Below are 16,716 nucleotides of genomic sequence, written 5' to 3'. Positions count from 1 at the left end.
GTCGGCACCACCACCGTGATGGTCACCCACGACCAGACCGAGGCCATGTCCATCAGCGACCGCGTGGTCGTGATGGAAGCCGGCCGCGTCACGCAGATCGACCAGCCGCACCGGCTGTATGAGCACCCGCAGACCCGCTTTATCTCCAGCTTTGTCGGCAAGGCCAATCTGCTCGAAGGCCGCGTGATGGATACGGGCCCCTGGGCAACGGTGCGTGTGGGTGGCAATGTGCCGCTGGAAGTGCAGGCGCCCGGTGTGTCCGAAGGTGATGCTGTGGTGCTGAGCCTGCGTCCCGAAAAAATCCGCCTGGTGCCCGAAGCACAGGGCCGCATAGGTGGCACGGTGCGCGAACGATTCTTCCTCGGCAGCCAGTGGCTGTACCAGGTGTCCACGGCTGCCGGCCAGCTGGCGGTGGTTTGCCCCAACGACGGCACAACGCCTGCCGAAGAAGGCTCCAACGTCGGCCTGGACTGGACCGCCCAGCAGGTGCGCCTGCTGCCCGGCGTGCAAGGGCTTCCAGCATGAACAGCGCCGCCGTGGCCGCACCGGTCACGCCGCCGGCCCGGGCCAGCGCATCGCGAACCCCCTGGCTGCTGTCGGCGCCGGCATTCACGCTGTTTGCCTGCCTGCTGCTGGCGCCACTGGCGCTTACCGCCGTGCTGTCTTTCCAGGTGTTTGACCACGCCACCGGCGTGAAGAACAGCTTTACCCTGGCGCATTACGCCGCCGTGCTGACAGACGATTACTACCACGGCATCTTCTGGCGCACCCTGTGGATCTCGGCGCTCACCACGCTGATCTGTATCGCCGTCGGTGCGCCCGAGGCTTATGTACTCAGCCGCATGCGCAGCCCCTGGCGCTCGATTTTGTTGCTGGTGGTGCTGGCACCGCTGCTGGTGTCGGTGGTGGTGCGGGCGTTTGGGTGGAGCATGCTGCTCGGCCCCGAGGGCGTGGTCAACCAGGCCATGCGCGCCGTGGGTTTGCCTTCGATGCGCATTCTCTATACCGAAGCCGCCGTGGTCATCGCTTTGGTGCACGTGATGCTGCCCTTCATGGTGATCCCGGTGTGGACCTCGCTGCAAAAGCTGGACCCAGGCGTCGAAGACGCGGCGCTGTCGCTGCAGGCCTCGCACTTCACGACCCTGCGCCGCATCATCTTTCCGCAGGTGCTGCCGGGCATCCTCTCCGGCAGCCTGATTGTGTTTGGCCTCTCCGCCAGCGCCTTCGCGATTCCCGGCCTCCTGGGCGGCAGGCGCCTGAAGATGGTCGCCACCGTGGTCTATGACGAATACCTGCACGAACTCAATTGGCCGCTGGGCGCGGCCATTGCGCTCACGCTGCTGCTGGCCAACCTCGCCATCATGCTGAGCTACAACCGCATCCTTGAGCGGTCTTATAAAAAGTCGCTTGGATAAGGAGGCGCAACATGTCCAGAAACGGCCCCCTCGCGCTCCTCTTCAACGCGCTCGTCATCACCTTCATGCTGGCGCCGCTGGTCATCGTGTGCGTGGTGGCCTTCACACCCGGCAACACACTGGCTGTTCCGACCACGGCGTTTTCATTGCGCTGGTTCCGCGCAGTGTTTGCGCATTCGGACTTTGTGCAGTCCTTCAAGAACAGCCTCTGGCTGGCGGTGATTTCGGCCACGCTGGCGACCGTGCTGGCCGTCCCGGCCGGGCTGGCAATTGCACGCCACAGCTTTCCGGGCCGCGATTTCCTCAACGGCCTCTTCCTCTCGCCGCTCATCATTCCGCACCTGGTCCTGGGTGTGGCCTTGCTGCGCACCTTTTCGCTGATCGGCGCGACGGGCAGCTTCTTCTGGCTGGCGTTGGCGCACGTGGTCATCATTACGCCCTATGTGCTGCGGCTGGTGCTGGCTTCGGTTGAGGGCAGCGACCGCAGCGCCGAGCAGGCGGCCTTTTCGCTGGGTGCGAGCCAGGCGACGGTGTTTGTGCGCGTCACGCTGCCGATGATCCTGCCCGGTGTCACCGGCGGCTGGCTGCTGGCTTTCATCAACAGCTTTGATGAAGTCACCATGTCGATCTTTGTCACCGCGCCTTCCACTGTGACCTTGCCGGTGCGCATGTACATGTACGCGACCGAGTCGATAGACCCCTTGATGGCGGCCGTCTCGGCCCTCATGGTGGCGCTCACGGCGGTGGCCATGCTGGTGCTGGACCGCATCTACGGGCTGGACAAGATCCTGGTAGGTCACAAATGAAATCAAGCATTGAAACCGCCGGAGTGGGCCGCAAAGCTGCCGCCCTGCTTCACCGCGTGGCCGAAGGCAACCGGAAACCGGTGAGCTTTGTGCTCAATGGGAGGCCCCTGAAGGCGATGGCCGGCGACACCGTACTGACGGCGGTGCTGACGCATAGCGCGCAGCTGCGCTTCAGTGAATTCAGCGGCGAGCCGCGCGCCGGCTTTTGTATGATGGGCGCCTGCCAGGACTGCTGGGTCGCGACCGAATCGGGCCGGCGCCTGCGCGCCTGCAGCACCTTTATTGAAGAAGGCATGCGGCTGGTGACTGGCGCGGAAGGACCGTTATGAGTACGCAGGCGGTGATTGTGGGCGCCGGCCCGGCCGGCGTGCGCGCTGCCGAGGCGCTGGTGGCGCACGGCCTCTGCCCCGTGGTGGTAGACGAAGCGCCGCGCTGGGGCGGGCAAATCTACCGCCAGCCGCCCGCCGGCTTTACGCGACCCAAAGAAGCCCTTTACGGTTTTGAGACCGGGCGCGCCGACGCAGTGCATGAGGCTATGGCCGGCATGCTGGACAAGGTTGACTACCGCCCGGACACCCTGGTCTGGAGCGCTGAAGGCGGCAAGCTGGATTTGCTTCGCCAGGGAACCATGAGTACGCTGCCCTACAGCCACCTCATCGTCGCCACCGGCGGCACGGACCGCGTGCTGCCTTTTCCCGGCTGGACTTTGCCTGGTGTCTACACACTGGGCGCCGCGCAGGTGGCCCTGAAATTCCAGGGCTGCGCGATTGGCTCGCGGGTGGTCTTTGCCGGCACCGGGCCTTTGCTGTATTTGATCGCCTACCAGTACGCCAGGGCGGGCGCCAGGGTGGCGGCGGTGCTTGATACGGCCAGCTTTGCAGGCAAGGTGGCCGCCGTACCCGCCATGCTGCGCCAGCCGGCGCTGTTGGCCAAGGGCCTTTATTACCTGGGTTGGCTGCGTGCGCACGGCGTTGCGGTGCACCAGGGCGTGGAGCTGGTACGCGCCACAGGTGACGAGCGTGTGCAGGCCATGCAGTGGCGCAAGGCCGGCCGCACGCAGGAGATCGCCTGCGACGGTGTGGGCTTCGGCTACGCGCTGCGGCCCGAAACGCAGCTGGCCGATTTGCTGGGCTGCCGGTTCCGTTACGACAGCCTTCAGCGCGCCGCGCTGCCCGAGCGGGACGCCATGGGACGATCCAGCGTGGCAGGCGTCTACCTGGCCGGCGACGGCGCCGGCATCATGGGGGCCGATGCCGCGGAGTGGGCCGGCGAGCGCGCCGCGCTGGCGCTGCTGGCAGATACCGGGCACAGGATCGATGTGGCGCGCGCAGCCCTGCTTGAAAGCCAGCTTGGGCGCACGGCGATATTCCGCGAGGGGCTGGAGCGCGCCTTTCCGTTTCCCGTCCGCTGGGCCGCCGGCGCGCCCGATGAGCTGGTGATCTGCCGCTGTGAAGAAATCACTGCCGGCGAGCTGCGCCGGTGCGTGGCCGACACCGGCACGCGCGAGATGAACCGCCTCAAGGCATTGACGCGTGTCGGCATGGGCCGTTGCCAGGGTCGCACCTGCGGTGTGGCAGCGGCGGAGATCCTTGCAGAGGCTTGCGCCGCCAGTCCGGACGCTGTCGGCCGGCTTCGCGGGCAGGCGCCTATCAAGCCGCTGCCGTTTTCAGCGATGGCCGCCCAGGCGATGAAGCAGGAGGCTGTCTGATGGAGCGCATCACGGCCGACGTTGCGATTGTGGGCGGCGGCATCATGGGATCTTCGGCGGCCTTGTTCCTGCGCCGCATGGGGTTTTCAGTGGTGCTGCTGGAGCGCGACCTTTGCGGTTCCCGCTCCAGCGGCGTGAACTACGGCGGCGTGCGCCGCCAGGGCCGGCCGCTGAGCCAGCTGCCGCTGTCGCAGCGCGCGCAGGGATTGTGGGCGCAATTGCCTGAGTTGATCGGCATCGACGGCGAATACCTTGCTTCGGGCCACCTGAAGATCGCACGCAGCGAAGCCGACATGATCTCGCTCGAGCGCTACCGCGAGCGCACGCTGGGCTTCGGCATGGATTTGCAGATGCTGTCCATGCGTGCCTTGCGTGAGCGCTGCCCCTGGCTGGGGAAAGCTGCGTTGGGAGCCTCCCTGTGCCCCGGTGACGGACAGGCCAACCCGCGCCTGGTGTCGCCGGCCTTTGCGCTGGCTGCGCGCAAACTCGGCGCCGATATCCGGGAGCAGAGCCGCGTGGATGAGGTGTCGCGCGATGGCGCCATGTTTGTGCTGCGATCGGGTGACGCACTCGAGGTACGCGCCACACACCTGCTCAATTGCGCGGGCGCCTGGGCCGGCGCCCTGGCGGCGCGGTTCGGTGAGCCCGTGCCCCTGGAGTCCGGCCATCCCGAGATGGTGGTGACCGAGCCGCTTCCGGCCTTCATGAACCTCAGCCTCGGCGTGGAAGGCGGCGGCGTTTATGCCCGCCAGGTGGCGCGCGGCAATTGCGTCATCGGAGGCGGCAGGGGGTATGCGCTGGACGACCAGCGTGCCCGCGCACAGCGCAGCGGCCTGGCCGTCCTGATGGAGCAAACGGTTGAACTGCTGCCGGCGCTGAAGCACGCACACATCATCCGTACCTGGAGCGGCACCGAAGGCTACCTGCCCGACCGCCAACCGGTGATAGGCCCAAGTGCAACCACACCGGGCCTGATTCATGCATTCGGATTTGCCGGCGGGGGTTTCCAGTTGGGTCCCGGTGTGGGTGCGGTGCTGGCCGACCTCGTGCAAAGCGGCGAGAGTGCCACGCCGATTGACGCTTTTTCGATTGAACGCTTTTCCGCAAACCCGCGCGCGACAACCGCCGGGCTCGTTTCTTCTTCCGTTGTCTAGCCTTCTTTCACCGTCCTCTTCGATTTCACTGCCTTCACTTCACTCAACGCCACCAGGAGCTTTCCATGAACATCTCCCCACGATTCCTGACCGCCCGCGCTACAGCGGTGTCGTTTGCCGTTGCAGCCGCCGGCCTGGCCGGCCTGACTACCGGTAGCGCCATGGCCCAGACCAAGACGCTGTACATCGGCATGAACGGCGGCACCATGGAGAAAACCTACACCGAGAACGTCTTCGGTGCGTTCGAGAAAGCCAACAACGTCAAGGTGGTGGTGGTGCCGGGCACCTCGTCCGACATCCTGGCCAAGGCGCAGGCCAACAAGGAGAACCCGCAGATGCACGTGATGTTCCTGGACGATGGCATCATGTACCGCGCCATCGGCATGGGCCTGTGCGAGAAAATGCAGTCCAGCCCTGCGCTGAATGACCTGTTTCCCACTGCGCGTTTCAAGGGTGACATGGCTGCCGGTGTCAACATCGGCATGACCGGTATCGCCTACAACAAGAAGATGTTCACTGAAAAAGGCTGGACGCCGCCGACCTCCTGGATGGACATGGCCAACCCGAAATACAAGGGCAAGGTGGTGTTCCAGTCGCTGTCGTCTTCAACCTTCGGCCTGCACGGCTTCCTCCTGTTCAACCGCATCCAGGGCGGTAACGACAAGAACGTGGAGCCCGGCTTCAAAGCCTGGCCCACCACCATAGGCCCCAACGTGCTGGAGTACATCCCGAGCTCGGCCAAGATCGCTGAAATGGTGCAGACCGGCGAGGCCGCGATGTTCCCGCTCACGCCCACGGCCGTCGGCGTGTTGAAGGATAAAGGCCTGCCGGTGGAATACGTGCAGCCCAAGGAAGGCTCGGCCGTGCTGACGGTGGGTGAATGCGTGATCGCCAAAAACAGCGAACCCGCACTGGCGCACAAGCTGGCCCAGTACCTGCTCTCACCCGAAGCCCAGGCCGCAGCGCTGGAGTTTGGCGATCAGATCCCGTCCAACCCCAAAACCAGGGCCAGCGGCAAGGCTGCCGCGCTTGTGACCCAGATGAACACCTACATGAAGACGGCGACCACGGTGGACTGGGACGCGATCAACGAGAACCGCCCGGCCTGGAATGCACGCTGGAACAAGACAGTCGAGCGCTGATTACCCATAGCCTGCACTTTCGCAGGCGCATGACAACCCGAAGCTGGCTTCCTCAGGCGCTTCGGGTTTTGTGCTTTTTAGGCCTCCAGGCCAATAGGGATGAGCGCTGGCAGCTATTAAATCTATAGCAATTCAGTTCCGCCGGCCGCGCAGCAAACGCAAGCCATTGCCCACCACCAGCAGGCTGGCGCCCATATCGGCAAACACCGCCATCCACATGGTTGCCGTGCCGAAGACGGCCAGGAGCAGGAACACGGCCTTGATGCCCAGTGCCAGACTGATGTTCTGCCACAAGACGGCATGCGTTCGTTTCGACAGGCGCACGGTTTCGGCCACACGCTCCAGGTTGTCGTTCATGATCACCACGTCGGCTGCTTCCATGGCCGTGTCGGCACCGGCGCCGCCCATGGCGAAGCCGATGTCGGCCTGCGCCAGCGCGGGTGCGTCGTTAATGCCGTCGCCCGTCATGCCGGTGGCGCCGTAGTGTTGCTGCATTTGGCGAATGGCGTCGAGCTTGGCTTCGGGGAGCAGGTCGCCACGGGCGTCGTCGATACCGGCCTGGGTGGCGATGGCGCGCGCCGTGGCTGCGTTGTCGCCGGTCAGCATCACGGGCGTAACGCCCAAGGTTTTGAGGTCGGCAATTGCCTGCCGTGAGGTTTGCTTGATGGTGTCGGCGACGGCAAACAGGGCGAGCACGCGCGTGTCATCCGCCAGCAGTGTCACGGTGCGGCCTTGCTGTTCATGTTGGGCGAGTTCGGCTTCCAGTTCCACGCCGCACAAGCCCAGTTCGTGGATGAGGCGGTGATTGCCCAACACAATGTGCTGGCCATGGGTGATTCCTTCAACGCCGCGGCCCGGCAAGGCCTTGAACCCTTGCACCTCGGCGGCTTCAACAGATCCGGCGTTCAAACCCGCTGCAATCGCTTTGGAAACCGGATGGTCGGACCGTGATGCCATGGTGGCGGCAAATTGCTCGGCCATCGCCGGATCGGCATCGCCCCACGGGTGCCAGTCCACCAGCTGTGGTTTTCCTTCAGTGATGGTCCCGGTCTTGTCCAGCGCGACGGCCTTGAGCAAGCGCGCCTGCTCAAGGTAAGTGCCACCCTTGATCAGGATACCGCGCCGCGCGGCAGCCGAGAGCCCGCTGACCACCGTCACGGGCGTGGAAATCACCAGCGCGCAGGGGCAGGCGATCACCAGCAGCACCAGCGCCTTATACAACGACTCTTGCCAGCTCAAGCCCGCCAGCAGCGGCATCAGCACGGCGACCGCGACGGCGATGGCGAACACGGCCGGCGTGTAGACGGCGGCAAAGCGGTCGACAAAACGTTGCGTCGGCGCACGGCTGCCTTGGGCCTGCTCGACCGCATGGATGATGCGGGCGAGCGTGGTGTTGCCGGCGGCGGCCGTGACGCGGATCTCGATCTCCCCGGTTTCGTTGACGGTGCCCGCAAAGACGCTGTCGCCGGGTCCCTTGTCGACCGGAATGCTTTCGCCGGTGATCGGCGCCTGGTTGACGGCGCTGTTGCCCGAGGTGACCACGCCATCCAGCGGCACACGCTCGCCCGGCCTGATGCGCACTACGGCCTCCAGCGGAACGGCGGCGACCGGCGTGGCTGACCAGCCGCCGTCTGCGCCCCGCATCAGCGCCTCTTCAGGCGCCATGTCCAGCAAGCCCTTGATGGCATTGCGTGCGCGGTCCACGGCTTTGGCTTCAATCAGCTCGGCAATGGCATAGAGCGCCATCACCATCGCGGCTTCCGGCCACTGGCCAATCAGGAAGGCGCCGGTGACGGCGACCGACATCAGTGCGTTGATGTTGAGCTTGCCGCGCAGCAGGGCGGCCAAGCCTTTTTTGTAGGTGTCCAGGCCGGCCAGGCCAATGGCCAGCGCCGCCACCGCCATGCCGGCGACTTTCCAGGCCAGCAGCTCCGGCGCAAAGAACGACACGGCCTCGGCGCCGACGGCCAGCACCAGCGCCGCGGCCAGGCGGGTGACACCGCTGCCAAAACTGCCGAAACCGCCATCATGGCTGTGGTCGTGCGCATGCCGCTCATGGTCATGGCCGTCTGCTTGCGCGTTGGCACCCGTCTGGGCAGGCTGCGGGTCAAACCCGGCCTTGCGGATCGCCTCCAGCGCCTTCGCACAGGCCTCCTCGCCGGCGTCTATTCGCAGCGTGCGCGCACCCAGCTGGAAGCCCAGGGAGCGTATGCCGGCGATGGGCTCCAGCGCCCGGCGGATTTCCGACTCTTCGGCGCTGCAATCCATGGTGGCGATGCGGAACAACCGTCCCGCGGCGCCAGCGGCGATGGACACAGGTGCGTGCGCGGCGTGGGTGCTGCCGCAACAGTCGCCTGTAGGGACATCAGGGCCGGAGGCGAGGTTTTTTTCAGGTTTCATGGCTTAATTGGAAACCCTGTAGCGGCCTTAGAGTCAAGCGCGCCTGGCGAGTGACCCTACGGCGATGTTGGGACGATGTTCAAGGAGCCGCCATGAAAATCGGAGAACTGGCCAAAACTGCGCAGACCCAGACAGAAACCATTCGTTACTACGAACGCGAGGGGTTGTTGCCTGAAGCGGCGCGAACCAGCGCCAATTACCGCATCTACGACGAAAGCCATGTCCAGCGCCTGGCGTTCATACGCCACTGCCGGTCACTGGACATGACGCTGGCCGAAATTCGCGCGCTGCTCAACTTCAAGGATGCGCCGGCCGGCAGCTGTGATGACGTCAATACACTGCTGGATGAACACATCAGCCACGTGGCCACCCGCATCCGCGAACTCAAGGCGCTGGAAAAAGACCTCAGGGTTTTGCGCGAGCAATGTGCCAGCGGCCAGGCAGCGGGCGATTGCGGCATCCTCAGCGGCCTGGAAAAAGCGGCGCTGCATCAAAGCCAGAACCGCATGCCCGGCGGGCGCGGCCATGGGGCGCATATCCACGGCGCGCACCCGCAGGTGGGTGTTCCCGGCAAAGAAGAGGAACGCCAAAAGCCCGCCGCCGGCAAGGCGACTCACACGCGCAGGTGACGAAACGCGGACTGTATATTTTTACAAAGCACTTGCTTGCTAAAAATACCGGGGTTTGCTAAGGTCCGTTCTCATGGACAAACCTGCCGCGCGCTCGCGCCCTGCCGCACGCGCTCATACCCCTTTTAAAACCGCCACCGACAGTGCTGAAAAGCGACCGCGCGGCCGGCCGCGAAAAACCCTGGATGAACGCGACGACGGCAACCGGCGGGTCGAACTGATCAATGCATCCGCCCGGCTGTTTCGCCAAAAAGGTTTTGACGCCACCAGCACGCGCGACATCGCGGCTGCCGTCGGCATGCACAGCGGCTCGCCCTTCTACCACTTCAAAAGCAAGGGCGCGCTGCTGGGTGCCGTGATGGAAGAGGGCATGCGCGCGGCCCTGCAGCGTCAGGCCAAGGCCTTGCAAACGGCGGGGCTTTCCATCACGGAGGCGCCGGCGCTGCTGCGTGTGCTGATCCGCAACCACTTTGACGTGCTGCTGGGCCCGGGCAGCGATTTCATTCCCGTGATGCTTTACGAATCGCGCTCTATCACCGCCCGGCAGCGCAAGCTGCTGGCCGGGTTGCAAGGCGAGTACGAAGCCGTCTGGGAGCCGGTGTTGCAGGCGCTGGCCGAAGCGGGCCGGCTCAAGGGGCCGGTGAAGCTGTCGCGCCTTTTGGTCTTTGGCGCGCTCAACTGGTCGGTGCAGTGGTTTGATGCCAAAAAAGATGCATCGCTGGATGAGCTGGCGGATGCGGCCATGGCGCTGTTCATCGGAGAAAAAACACCGAAATCCCCGACAAGAAAGGTCCACGCATGAGTTACCAATCCGTCTTTCAACCCGGGCTTTTTGCCGGCCAGGTCATCGTGGTCACCGGCGGCGGCTCCGGCATTGGCCGCTGCATCGCGCATGAGCTGGCAGCGCTGGGCGCGCATGTGGTGCTGATCGGCCGCAACACCGAAAAGCTGCACAGCGTGGCCGGCGAGATCGTGGCCCAGGGCGGGCGGGTGAGTTTTCACCCCTGCGACATTCGCCAGGAGGACGCTGTCAGGACCACCATCATGGCCATCGTGGTGGCGCAGGGCCGCATCGACGGCCTGGTGAACAACGCCGGCGGCCAGTACATCACGCCGCTGGAGGCCATCAGCGCCAAGGGATGGGAGGCTGTGATCAACACCAACCTGACTGGCGGTTTCCTCATGGCGCGCGAATGCTACCTGCAGGCCATGCAGGGCAAGGGCGGCAGCATTGTCAACATCGTGGCCGACATGTGGGGTTCCATGCCCAGCATGGGCCACAGCGGCGCCGCGCGCGCCGGCATGGTCAGCCTCACTGAAACCGCGGCGGCCGAATGGGCCAAAAGCGGCGTGCGCGTGAACGCGGTCGCACCCGGCTACATCGCCTCCAGCGGGATGGACCACTACCCGCCCGAGGCTGGCCCCATGCTGCGCGAGATGCGCCACACGGTGCCCCTGGGCCGCTTCGGGACCGAGAGCGAAACATCGGCGGCCGTGGTCTTTCTGCTCAGCAAGGCTGCCAACTTCATCAGCGGCAGCACCTTGCGCGTCGACGGCGCCAGGCCCCAGATGCGCATGGGCTGGCCCATGCAGCGGCCCGATGCCGAAGCGCTGCAGCGTGAGGCGATCAAGCCTTTCGATGGTTTTCACCTGGCTGAGACCCCCAAGGTCTTCCAGCCATGACGCTGTTCCAGTCCGCGTGGAATGCGCAATCGCCACAAGCCATGCAGCGGCGTGACGCCATGCTGTCGCGCATCGCCGCATTGCGCGCGCTGGAAGAGCGCAGCGCCGCCGCCTCCGCCCGATCACGGGCTGCCTTCGACAAGCGCGGCCAGCTGCTCCCGCGTGAACGCGTGGCCCTGCTGCTGGATGCAGGTGCGCCGTGGCTGGGCCTGTGTTCACTCGCCGGCTACCTGCAGGACAACCCGGACGCCGCCCGGTCCGTGCCCGGCGGCGGTGTGCTCGCCGGCATTGGCTTTGTCAGCGGCGTGCGCTGCATGGTGGTGGCCAGCGACTCGGGCATAGAAGCCGGCGCCGTGCAGGCCATGGGGCTGGAAAAAATCCTGCGCGTGCAGGAGATTGCGCTGCAGAACAAGCTGCCGTTTATTCATCTGGTGGAAAGCGCGGGTGCCAACCTCTTGCGCTACCGGGTCGAAGGGTTTGTGCATGGTGGCAGCCTTTTTCGCAACCTGGCGCGGCTGTCGGCGGCGGGCATTCCGGTCATCACGGTGCAGCACGGCTCCGGCACGGCGGGCGGCGCCTACATGCCGGGCCTGAGCGATGTGGTCATCCTGGTGCGCAAGCGTTCCCGCGCCTTCCTCGCCGGCCCGCCGCTGCTGATGGCCGCTACGGGTGAGGTGGCGACCGAAGAGGAACTGGGCGGCGCCGAAATGCATGCAGGCGTGTCAGGCCTGGGTGAACAGCTGGCCGAAGACGACCGCCATGCGCTGGGGCTCGCACGCGAGGTCGTGGCCCGAACTTCATGGTCGGATATGGCTGCAGGCCAATACACACGAGCGCAAGCGGCTATGAATTCAATAGCAACCCGTGATGGCCCCTCCGAACCGGTTTACCCGGCTGATGAGCTCCTGGGTCTGATCCCTGGCGACCTGCGCCAGCCGCTGGACATGCACGAGGTGATCGCCAGGCTGGTGGACGGCTCTGATTTTTTACCCTTCAAGGCGCTTTACGGTGCAGCTACCGTGTGCGTGCAGGCGTCGATTGCCGGCCATGCCGTCGGCATCATCAGCAACAACGGCCCCATTGATGTGGCCGGGGCCAACAAGGCCACGCACTTTATCCAGCTGATGTGCCAGCTGGGCCACCCCCTCATCTACCTGCAGAACACCACCGGCTACATGGTGGGCAAGGAGAGCGAGCAGGCCGGCATGATCAAGCATGGCTCCAAGATGATCCAGGCCGTCACGAATGCCACCGTGCCGCAAATCACCATCCAGTGCGGTGCGTCATTCGGCGCGGGCAACTACGGCATGTGCGGCCGCGGCTATGCGCCGCGCTTTCTGTTCAGCTGGCCCAGCGCCAGGACAGCGGTGATGGGCGGCGAGCAGGCCGCACGCACCATGCAGATCGTGGGCGAAGCGGCCCTGGCGCGCAAAGGCATTGCACCAGACCCGGCCCAGTCTCAGGCGCAGTACGACAGGATCGTCGCCATGTTTGAGGCCCAGGCCGATGTGTTCTACACCTCGGGCCTGGTGCTGGACGACGGCGTGATCGACCCGCGCGACACGCGTGCGGTGCTGGCACAGTGCCTGGCGATGTGCGCCGACGCCGATGCGCGGCAGTTGAGGCCCATGCAGTTTGGCGTGGCGCGTATGTAGGCCTCCGGCCATCCCTAAAAAAACGGAGACAGAAATGCAGTACACCCACGAACACCTGGAAATCCAGAAAACCCTCAAGCGTTTTATCGATGCCGAGATCAATCCGCATGTCGATGAGTGGGAAGCCGCTGAAATCTTTCCCGCACATGACGTGTTCAAGAAGCTCGGAAATCTGGGCATGCTGGGCCTGACCAAGCCTGAGGAATACGGCGGTGCGGGCCTGGACTACTCTTACGCCATGGCCATGGCCGAAGCGCTGGGCCACATTGATTGCGGCGGCGTACCCATGGCCATCGGCGTGCAGACCGACATGTGCACGCCGGCACTGGCGCGCTTCGGCAGCGACGAGCTCAAGCGTGAATTCCTCGCGCCTKCCATTGCCGGCGATGCCGTGGGCTGCGTTGGTGTGAGCGAGCCAGGCGCGGGCAGCGACGTCGCCTCCATCAAAAGCCATGCCCGCAAAGATGGCGACGACTACATCATCAGCGGCCAGAAGATGTGGATCACCAACAGCCTGCAGGCCGACTGGATGTGCATGCTGGTCAACACCGGCGAGGGGCCGGTGCACAAAAACAAAAGCCTGGTCATGGTGCCCATGCGCGACAAGGGCAAGCTGCGAAAAGGCATCGAAGCCGCCAGGAAAATCAAAAAAATCGGCATGAACTCGTCCGATACCGGCCTGATCTACTTTGACGAAGTGCGTGTGCCGCAGCGTTACCTGATCGGCAGCGAAGGCTCGGGTTTTGTCTACCAGATGATGCAGTTCCAGGAAGAGCGCCTGTGGTGTGCGGCGAGTTGCATCCAGTCACTTTCCAACTGCATTGAGTGGACAGTCGAGTGGGCGCATGAACGCAAGCTTTTCGGCTCTACGCTGGCCGACCAGCAATGGGTGCAGTTCAAGCTCGCCGAGATGAAGACCGAAGTCGAGAGCCTGCGCGCCATGACTTACCGCGCCTGCGAACTTTACGTGCAGGGTCAGGATGTGACCGAGCTCGCTTCCATGGCCAAGCTCAAGGCCGGGCGGCTGAACCGCCTGGTGCCCGATACCTGCCTGCAGTTCTGGGGCGGCATGGGCTACACCTGGGAAAACAAGGTGGCCCGGATGTTCCGCGATGGACGGCTGGGTTCCATAGGCGGCGGCGCCGACGAGGTGATGATGGGCATCATCGCCAAGATGATGGGTGTGGCCAAGTCCGGCAAGAAGGGTGGCTGAGTTCATGGCCATGCCTGGCGCGCGAGGCGGGACATCCGCATGAAAAAAATCCGCTGCCTGCTGGTGGCCAACCGCGGGGAGATTGCCCGCCGCATCATGCGCACCGCGCGAACCATGGGCATGCAGACGGTGGCGGTGTATTCAGACGCCGATGCCGGTGCGCTGCATGTGCAGGAGGCGGACATCGCATGTGCGCTGGGAGGTGTCACTTCGGCTGATTCCTATCTGCGCATCGACAAACTGGTTGCTGCGGCCCAGGCCAGCGGCGCCGATGCGGTGCATCCGGGCTACGGCTTCCTCAGCGAGAACGCCGCCTTTGCCGACGCGGTGATTGCTGCGGGGCTGACCTGGGTGGGGCCGCCGCCGGCTGCGATCCGGCAGCTCGGCAGCAAGTCGGCCGCCAAGCGACTCGCCGCGGCGCAAGGCGTACCTTGCCTGCCGGGCTACCAGGGTGATGACCAGTCCGACGCGCGCTTTGAGGCTGAAGCCGCACGCATCGGTTACCCGCTGATGGTCAAGGCCGTGGCGGGCGGCGGCGGGCGCGGCATGCGGCTGGTGCACGATGCAGCGCAGCTTCCGGCTGCACTGCAGAGCGCTCGTTCAGAAGCACTCTCGGCGTTTGGAAATGGCGAACTACTGATCGAAAGAGCTCTGCTCAATCCGCGTCATGTGGAAGTACAGGTGTTCGCTGACACTTACGGCCATTGCGTTCACCTGGGCGAGCGCGACTGCTCGGTGCAACGTCGCCACCAGAAGATCATTGAAGAGACGCCCAGCCCGGCGGTGGATGCGACCCTGCGCGCGCGCATGTGCGGRGCGGCGGTCACGCTGGCGCAAGCGGCAGGGTACGTTGGCGCGGGTACGGTAGAGTTTCTGGTGGAGGGGGCTGATTTTTTCCTCATGGAGGTAAACACGCGCCTGCAGGTTGAGCATCCCGTCACTGAAGCAGTCACAGGCCTTGATCTCGTCGAGTGGCAACTGCGCGTAGCGCAGGGCGAGCCGCTGCCTCTTGCGCAGGACGAGGTAACGTTCAGCGGTCATGCGATGGAGGTGCGCCTGTGTGCCGAAGACGAGGATTTCATGCCGCACGCGGGCACCGTCCAACGCTTTCGCGAGTCCGGCGAGGTGCGCTTTGACCACGCGCTGTTTGAAGGGCAGGTGGTGTCGCCTCATTACGATTCGATGCTCGGCAAGCTCGTGGCGCACGCCGCGACGCGTGAGCAAGCCATAGATCAGCTGGTGGCGGCGCTGGGCCGCACTGAAGTGCTGGGCCTGCCCACCAACCGGCAGTTTTTGTCGGCTTGCCTGGCACACCCGGTGTTCCGCGTCGGACATGCATTGATTCCTTTTCTGGCGGAGCAGGGCGATGCGATACGTGGAGTGCTACAAAAAGAGGAGCTGCTTGCGCTCATCCCATCTGGCCTAGCGGCCATTTTCTCTCAAGATACTGACTCAAACAGTGCCGCAAACAGTCTGCCGTGCCCATTTCCCAGGCCGGTCCGGCTGCGCCACCGCGCGCAGCTGCTGGATTTGCGCGTGCGTGAGCTGGGCGGGGGCGGGGGCGCGCTGGAAATCGAAACGGGCGGCGAGGTGTTGCAGGCGGTGATCACACGGGGAGTCGACGGTGCTCTCACCGTACGCACAGGCCAGACCGGGCAGCGCGTATCGGCGGTGCGCCTGAAGGAATCTGCCGGGCAAGCCGGCACACGCTGGCATGTGCAGAGGGGCTCTGTTGACCTCTTTCTGGAAGATGCCACGTTGGAGCCGGTGGCATCCGGCGGTGTTGCAGCCGCGCGGGAATTGCGGGCGGCCTTCAACGGCAAGGTGATTGCGGTCCACGCGGCACCGGGCCAGGCCGTGAAGCGCGGTGACACACTGCTGGTGATTGAATCCATGAAGCTGGAACACGCGGTCAATGCCCCGCACGATGCCGTGCTGGCGGCCGTGATGGCAGAGGTGGGCCAGCAGACAAGTCCCGGGCAGGTGCTGCTGAAGTTTGATGAGGCCACAGCATGAGAAGCCGGGAAATCAGGAAAGATTTCACTGCGCGACAATTGAGGCCATGACCAAAGCTCAGCCCACCCCCACCAGCGCGATTGAATTCGAGCCGGAATTTGTCGCCAGCCTCAAAGAGCTGTTCGAGGAAAAAATCGTTTTCAACAAACTGCTGGGTCTGAAGATCACCTCGGTGACGGCGGAGCGGGTCACCGCCCGCATCGACATGCGCAACGAGCTCATCGGCCACTACGCCCACAACCGTATCCATGGGGGCGTGATCAGCGCGGGGCTGGACGCCATGGGCGGGCTGGCTGTCATGGCGGCCATAGGCGCGCGCCACATGGACGAATCGCCGACGCAGCGCCTGCACCGTTTTGCCAAACTGGGCACCATCGATCTGCGGGTGGATTATTTGCGGCCTGGGATCAGCGAGTTTTTTGAGTTGCGGGCTGAGGTGATGCGGTTGGGGTCTCGGGTGGCGAGTACGCGGATGGAATTTTTGGGGGCTGACGGGAAACTGTTTTCTACTGGGGCTGGGGCTTATATCGTTTCTTAGGGCTGGGGCTTGGTCTGGCAAATGCGCTTTTTGCTGAGGGCGGTTGGCCGGGGGTTGCCCGGCGGCAAGTAACTTTCTTTTGCTTCGCCAAAAGAAAGTCACCAAAGAAAAGGCGACCCTGGTTCCTGCGWCCCCTACGCTGCGCTCCGGGGCAACCTGCGGTGCTCGGCTCAGGCGGGGTCTCGCTCGAACTCGCCTTCGGCTCAGACAATCGCGATCCCTGATCCGCCTGAACCTGCGCTCCTCGGCGCWTCCACAAGGGGCAATCGGGAKCGGGAATCAATACCAACAAGTACTCGCCATGGCGAGTACTTGTTTCTTCAGGTRTTCGGGTTCTTGTCTTCGGTTGTTGGTATT

At 64.5% G+C, this 16,716-nt stretch carries 15 protein-coding genes; 14 read left to right on the top strand and 1 reads right to left on the bottom strand.

Translation table 11 applies throughout. From position 1 onward, the window contains the following. The 7 genes from AC1D0Z_RS05775 to AC1D0Z_RS05745 all read left to right on the top strand — a co-directional run. The coding region (locus tag AC1D0Z_RS05775; protein WP_477657286.1) for a TOBE domain-containing protein at positions 1–525 on the top strand (525 nt) is incomplete at its 5' end. Continuing rightward, positions 522–1,415, top strand: coding sequence for an ABC transporter permease (locus AC1D0Z_RS05770; protein ID WP_477657285.1), 894 nt, complete (start codon positions 522–524; stop codon positions 1,413–1,415). The genes AC1D0Z_RS05775 and AC1D0Z_RS05770, both read left to right, overlap by 4 nt. Before the next feature lie 11 nt (positions 1,416–1,426). Continuing rightward, positions 1,427–2,221: an ABC transporter permease gene (locus tag AC1D0Z_RS05765; RefSeq protein ID WP_477657284.1), complete on the top strand. Its 795-nt coding sequence runs from the start codon at positions 1,427–1,429 to the stop codon at positions 2,219–2,221. Further along, entirely contained in the window at positions 2,218–2,550 is a 333-nt protein-coding gene (locus AC1D0Z_RS05760; protein ID WP_477657283.1) for a (2Fe-2S)-binding protein, read from the top strand. Before AC1D0Z_RS05765 ends, AC1D0Z_RS05760 begins: the two co-directional genes overlap by 4 nt. After that, positions 2,547–3,929, top strand: a complete 1,383-nt coding sequence (locus AC1D0Z_RS05755) for an FAD/NAD(P)-dependent oxidoreductase (protein WP_477657282.1) — start codon at positions 2,547–2,549, stop codon at positions 3,927–3,929. The genes AC1D0Z_RS05760 and AC1D0Z_RS05755 overlap by 4 nt, the downstream gene beginning before the upstream one ends. Further along, positions 3,929–5,083, top strand: a complete 1,155-nt coding sequence (locus tag AC1D0Z_RS05750; protein WP_477657281.1) for an NAD(P)/FAD-dependent oxidoreductase — start codon at positions 3,929–3,931, stop codon at positions 5,081–5,083. The genes AC1D0Z_RS05755 and AC1D0Z_RS05750 overlap by 1 nt, the downstream gene beginning before the upstream one ends. 65 nt (positions 5,084–5,148) lie before the next feature. Further along, the gene (locus AC1D0Z_RS05745; RefSeq protein WP_477657280.1) at positions 5,149–6,225 is read left to right on the top strand and encodes an ABC transporter substrate-binding protein; all 1,077 of its coding nucleotides are present in this window, start codon (positions 5,149–5,151) and stop codon (positions 6,223–6,225) included. 132 nt (positions 6,226–6,357) lie between these two features. Here the strand turns inward: AC1D0Z_RS05745 and AC1D0Z_RS05740 are convergent, their stop codons facing one another. Next, the gene (locus AC1D0Z_RS05740) at positions 6,358–8,625 is read right to left on the bottom strand and encodes a heavy metal translocating P-type ATPase (protein ID WP_477657279.1); all 2,268 of its coding nucleotides are present in this window, start codon (positions 8,623–8,625) and stop codon (positions 6,358–6,360) included. Between the two features lie 92 nt (positions 8,626–8,717). On the opposite strand from AC1D0Z_RS05740, the gene cadR reads away from it, so the two are divergent. The 7 genes from cadR to AC1D0Z_RS05705 all read left to right on the top strand — a co-directional run bounded on the left by cadR (position 8,718) and on the right by AC1D0Z_RS05705 (position 16,359). Next, complete coding sequence (cadR, locus tag AC1D0Z_RS05735; RefSeq protein ID WP_477657278.1) at positions 8,718–9,254, top strand: Cd(II)/Pb(II)-responsive transcriptional regulator; 537 nt, start codon at positions 8,718–8,720, stop codon at positions 9,252–9,254. 73 nt (positions 9,255–9,327) lie between these two features. Further along, the gene (locus tag AC1D0Z_RS05730) at positions 9,328–10,056 is read left to right on the top strand and encodes a TetR/AcrR family transcriptional regulator (protein WP_477657277.1); all 729 of its coding nucleotides are present in this window, start codon (positions 9,328–9,330) and stop codon (positions 10,054–10,056) included. Next, complete coding sequence (locus AC1D0Z_RS05725; protein WP_477657276.1) at positions 10,053–10,937, top strand: SDR family oxidoreductase; 885 nt, start codon at positions 10,053–10,055, stop codon at positions 10,935–10,937. The genes AC1D0Z_RS05730 and AC1D0Z_RS05725 overlap by 4 nt, the downstream gene beginning before the upstream one ends. Then, entirely contained in the window at positions 10,934–12,592 is a 1,659-nt protein-coding gene (locus AC1D0Z_RS05720) for an acyl-CoA carboxylase subunit beta (protein WP_477657275.1), read from the top strand. The genes AC1D0Z_RS05725 and AC1D0Z_RS05720 overlap by 4 nt, the downstream gene beginning before the upstream one ends. A 34-nt stretch (positions 12,593–12,626) precedes the next feature. Continuing rightward, positions 12,627–13,805, top strand: a complete 1,179-nt coding sequence (locus AC1D0Z_RS05715) for an acyl-CoA dehydrogenase family protein (protein ID WP_477657274.1) — start codon at positions 12,627–12,629, stop codon at positions 13,803–13,805. Between the two features lie 39 nt (positions 13,806–13,844). Then, complete coding sequence (locus AC1D0Z_RS05710; protein ID WP_477657273.1) at positions 13,845–15,821, top strand: acetyl/propionyl/methylcrotonyl-CoA carboxylase subunit alpha; 1,977 nt, start codon at positions 13,845–13,847, stop codon at positions 15,819–15,821. Between the two features lie 46 nt (positions 15,822–15,867). Further along, entirely contained in the window at positions 15,868–16,359 is a 492-nt protein-coding gene (locus AC1D0Z_RS05705; RefSeq protein ID WP_477657272.1) for a thioesterase family protein, read from the top strand. Positions 16,360–16,716: the final 357 nt, after the last annotated feature.

It is taken from the genome of Polaromonas sp. P1_E3 (genome assembly GCF_056405935.1).
Note: the sequence above shows the minus strand (reverse complement) of the source record. Positions and strands in the feature narration are given on the sequence as shown.

Excerpts from the sequence above, each read along its gene's own strand:
- AC1D0Z_RS05730 (WP_477657277.1), top strand. The coding sequence starts at position 9,328 with ATGGACAAACCTGCCGCGCGCTCGCGCCCTGCCGCACGCGCTCATACC.
- AC1D0Z_RS05725 (WP_477657276.1), top strand. The coding sequence starts at position 10,053 with ATGAGTTACCAATCCGTCTTTCAACCCGGGCTTTTTGCCGGCCAGGTC.
- AC1D0Z_RS05765 (WP_477657284.1), top strand. The coding sequence starts at position 1,427 with ATGTCCAGAAACGGCCCCCTCGCGCTCCTCTTCAACGCGCTCGTCATC.
- AC1D0Z_RS05750 (WP_477657281.1), top strand. The coding sequence starts at position 3,929 with ATGGAGCGCATCACGGCCGACGTTGCGATTGTGGGCGGCGGCATCATG.
- AC1D0Z_RS05760 (WP_477657283.1), top strand. The coding sequence starts at position 2,218 with ATGAAATCAAGCATTGAAACCGCCGGAGTGGGCCGCAAAGCTGCCGCC.
- AC1D0Z_RS05720 (WP_477657275.1), top strand. The coding sequence starts at position 10,934 with ATGACGCTGTTCCAGTCCGCGTGGAATGCGCAATCGCCACAAGCCATG.
- AC1D0Z_RS05770 (WP_477657285.1), top strand. The coding sequence starts at position 522 with ATGAACAGCGCCGCCGTGGCCGCACCGGTCACGCCGCCGGCCCGGGCC.
- AC1D0Z_RS05740 (WP_477657279.1), bottom strand. The coding sequence starts at position 8,625 with ATGAAACCTGAAAAAAACCTCGCCTCCGGCCCTGATGTCCCTACAGGC.
- AC1D0Z_RS05705 (WP_477657272.1), top strand. The coding sequence starts at position 15,868 with ATGACCAAAGCTCAGCCCACCCCCACCAGCGCGATTGAATTCGAGCCG.
- AC1D0Z_RS05745 (WP_477657280.1), top strand. The coding sequence starts at position 5,149 with ATGAACATCTCCCCACGATTCCTGACCGCCCGCGCTACAGCGGTGTCG.
- AC1D0Z_RS05755 (WP_477657282.1), top strand. The coding sequence starts at position 2,547 with ATGAGTACGCAGGCGGTGATTGTGGGCGCCGGCCCGGCCGGCGTGCGC.
- cadR (WP_477657278.1), top strand. The coding sequence starts at position 8,718 with ATGAAAATCGGAGAACTGGCCAAAACTGCGCAGACCCAGACAGAAACC.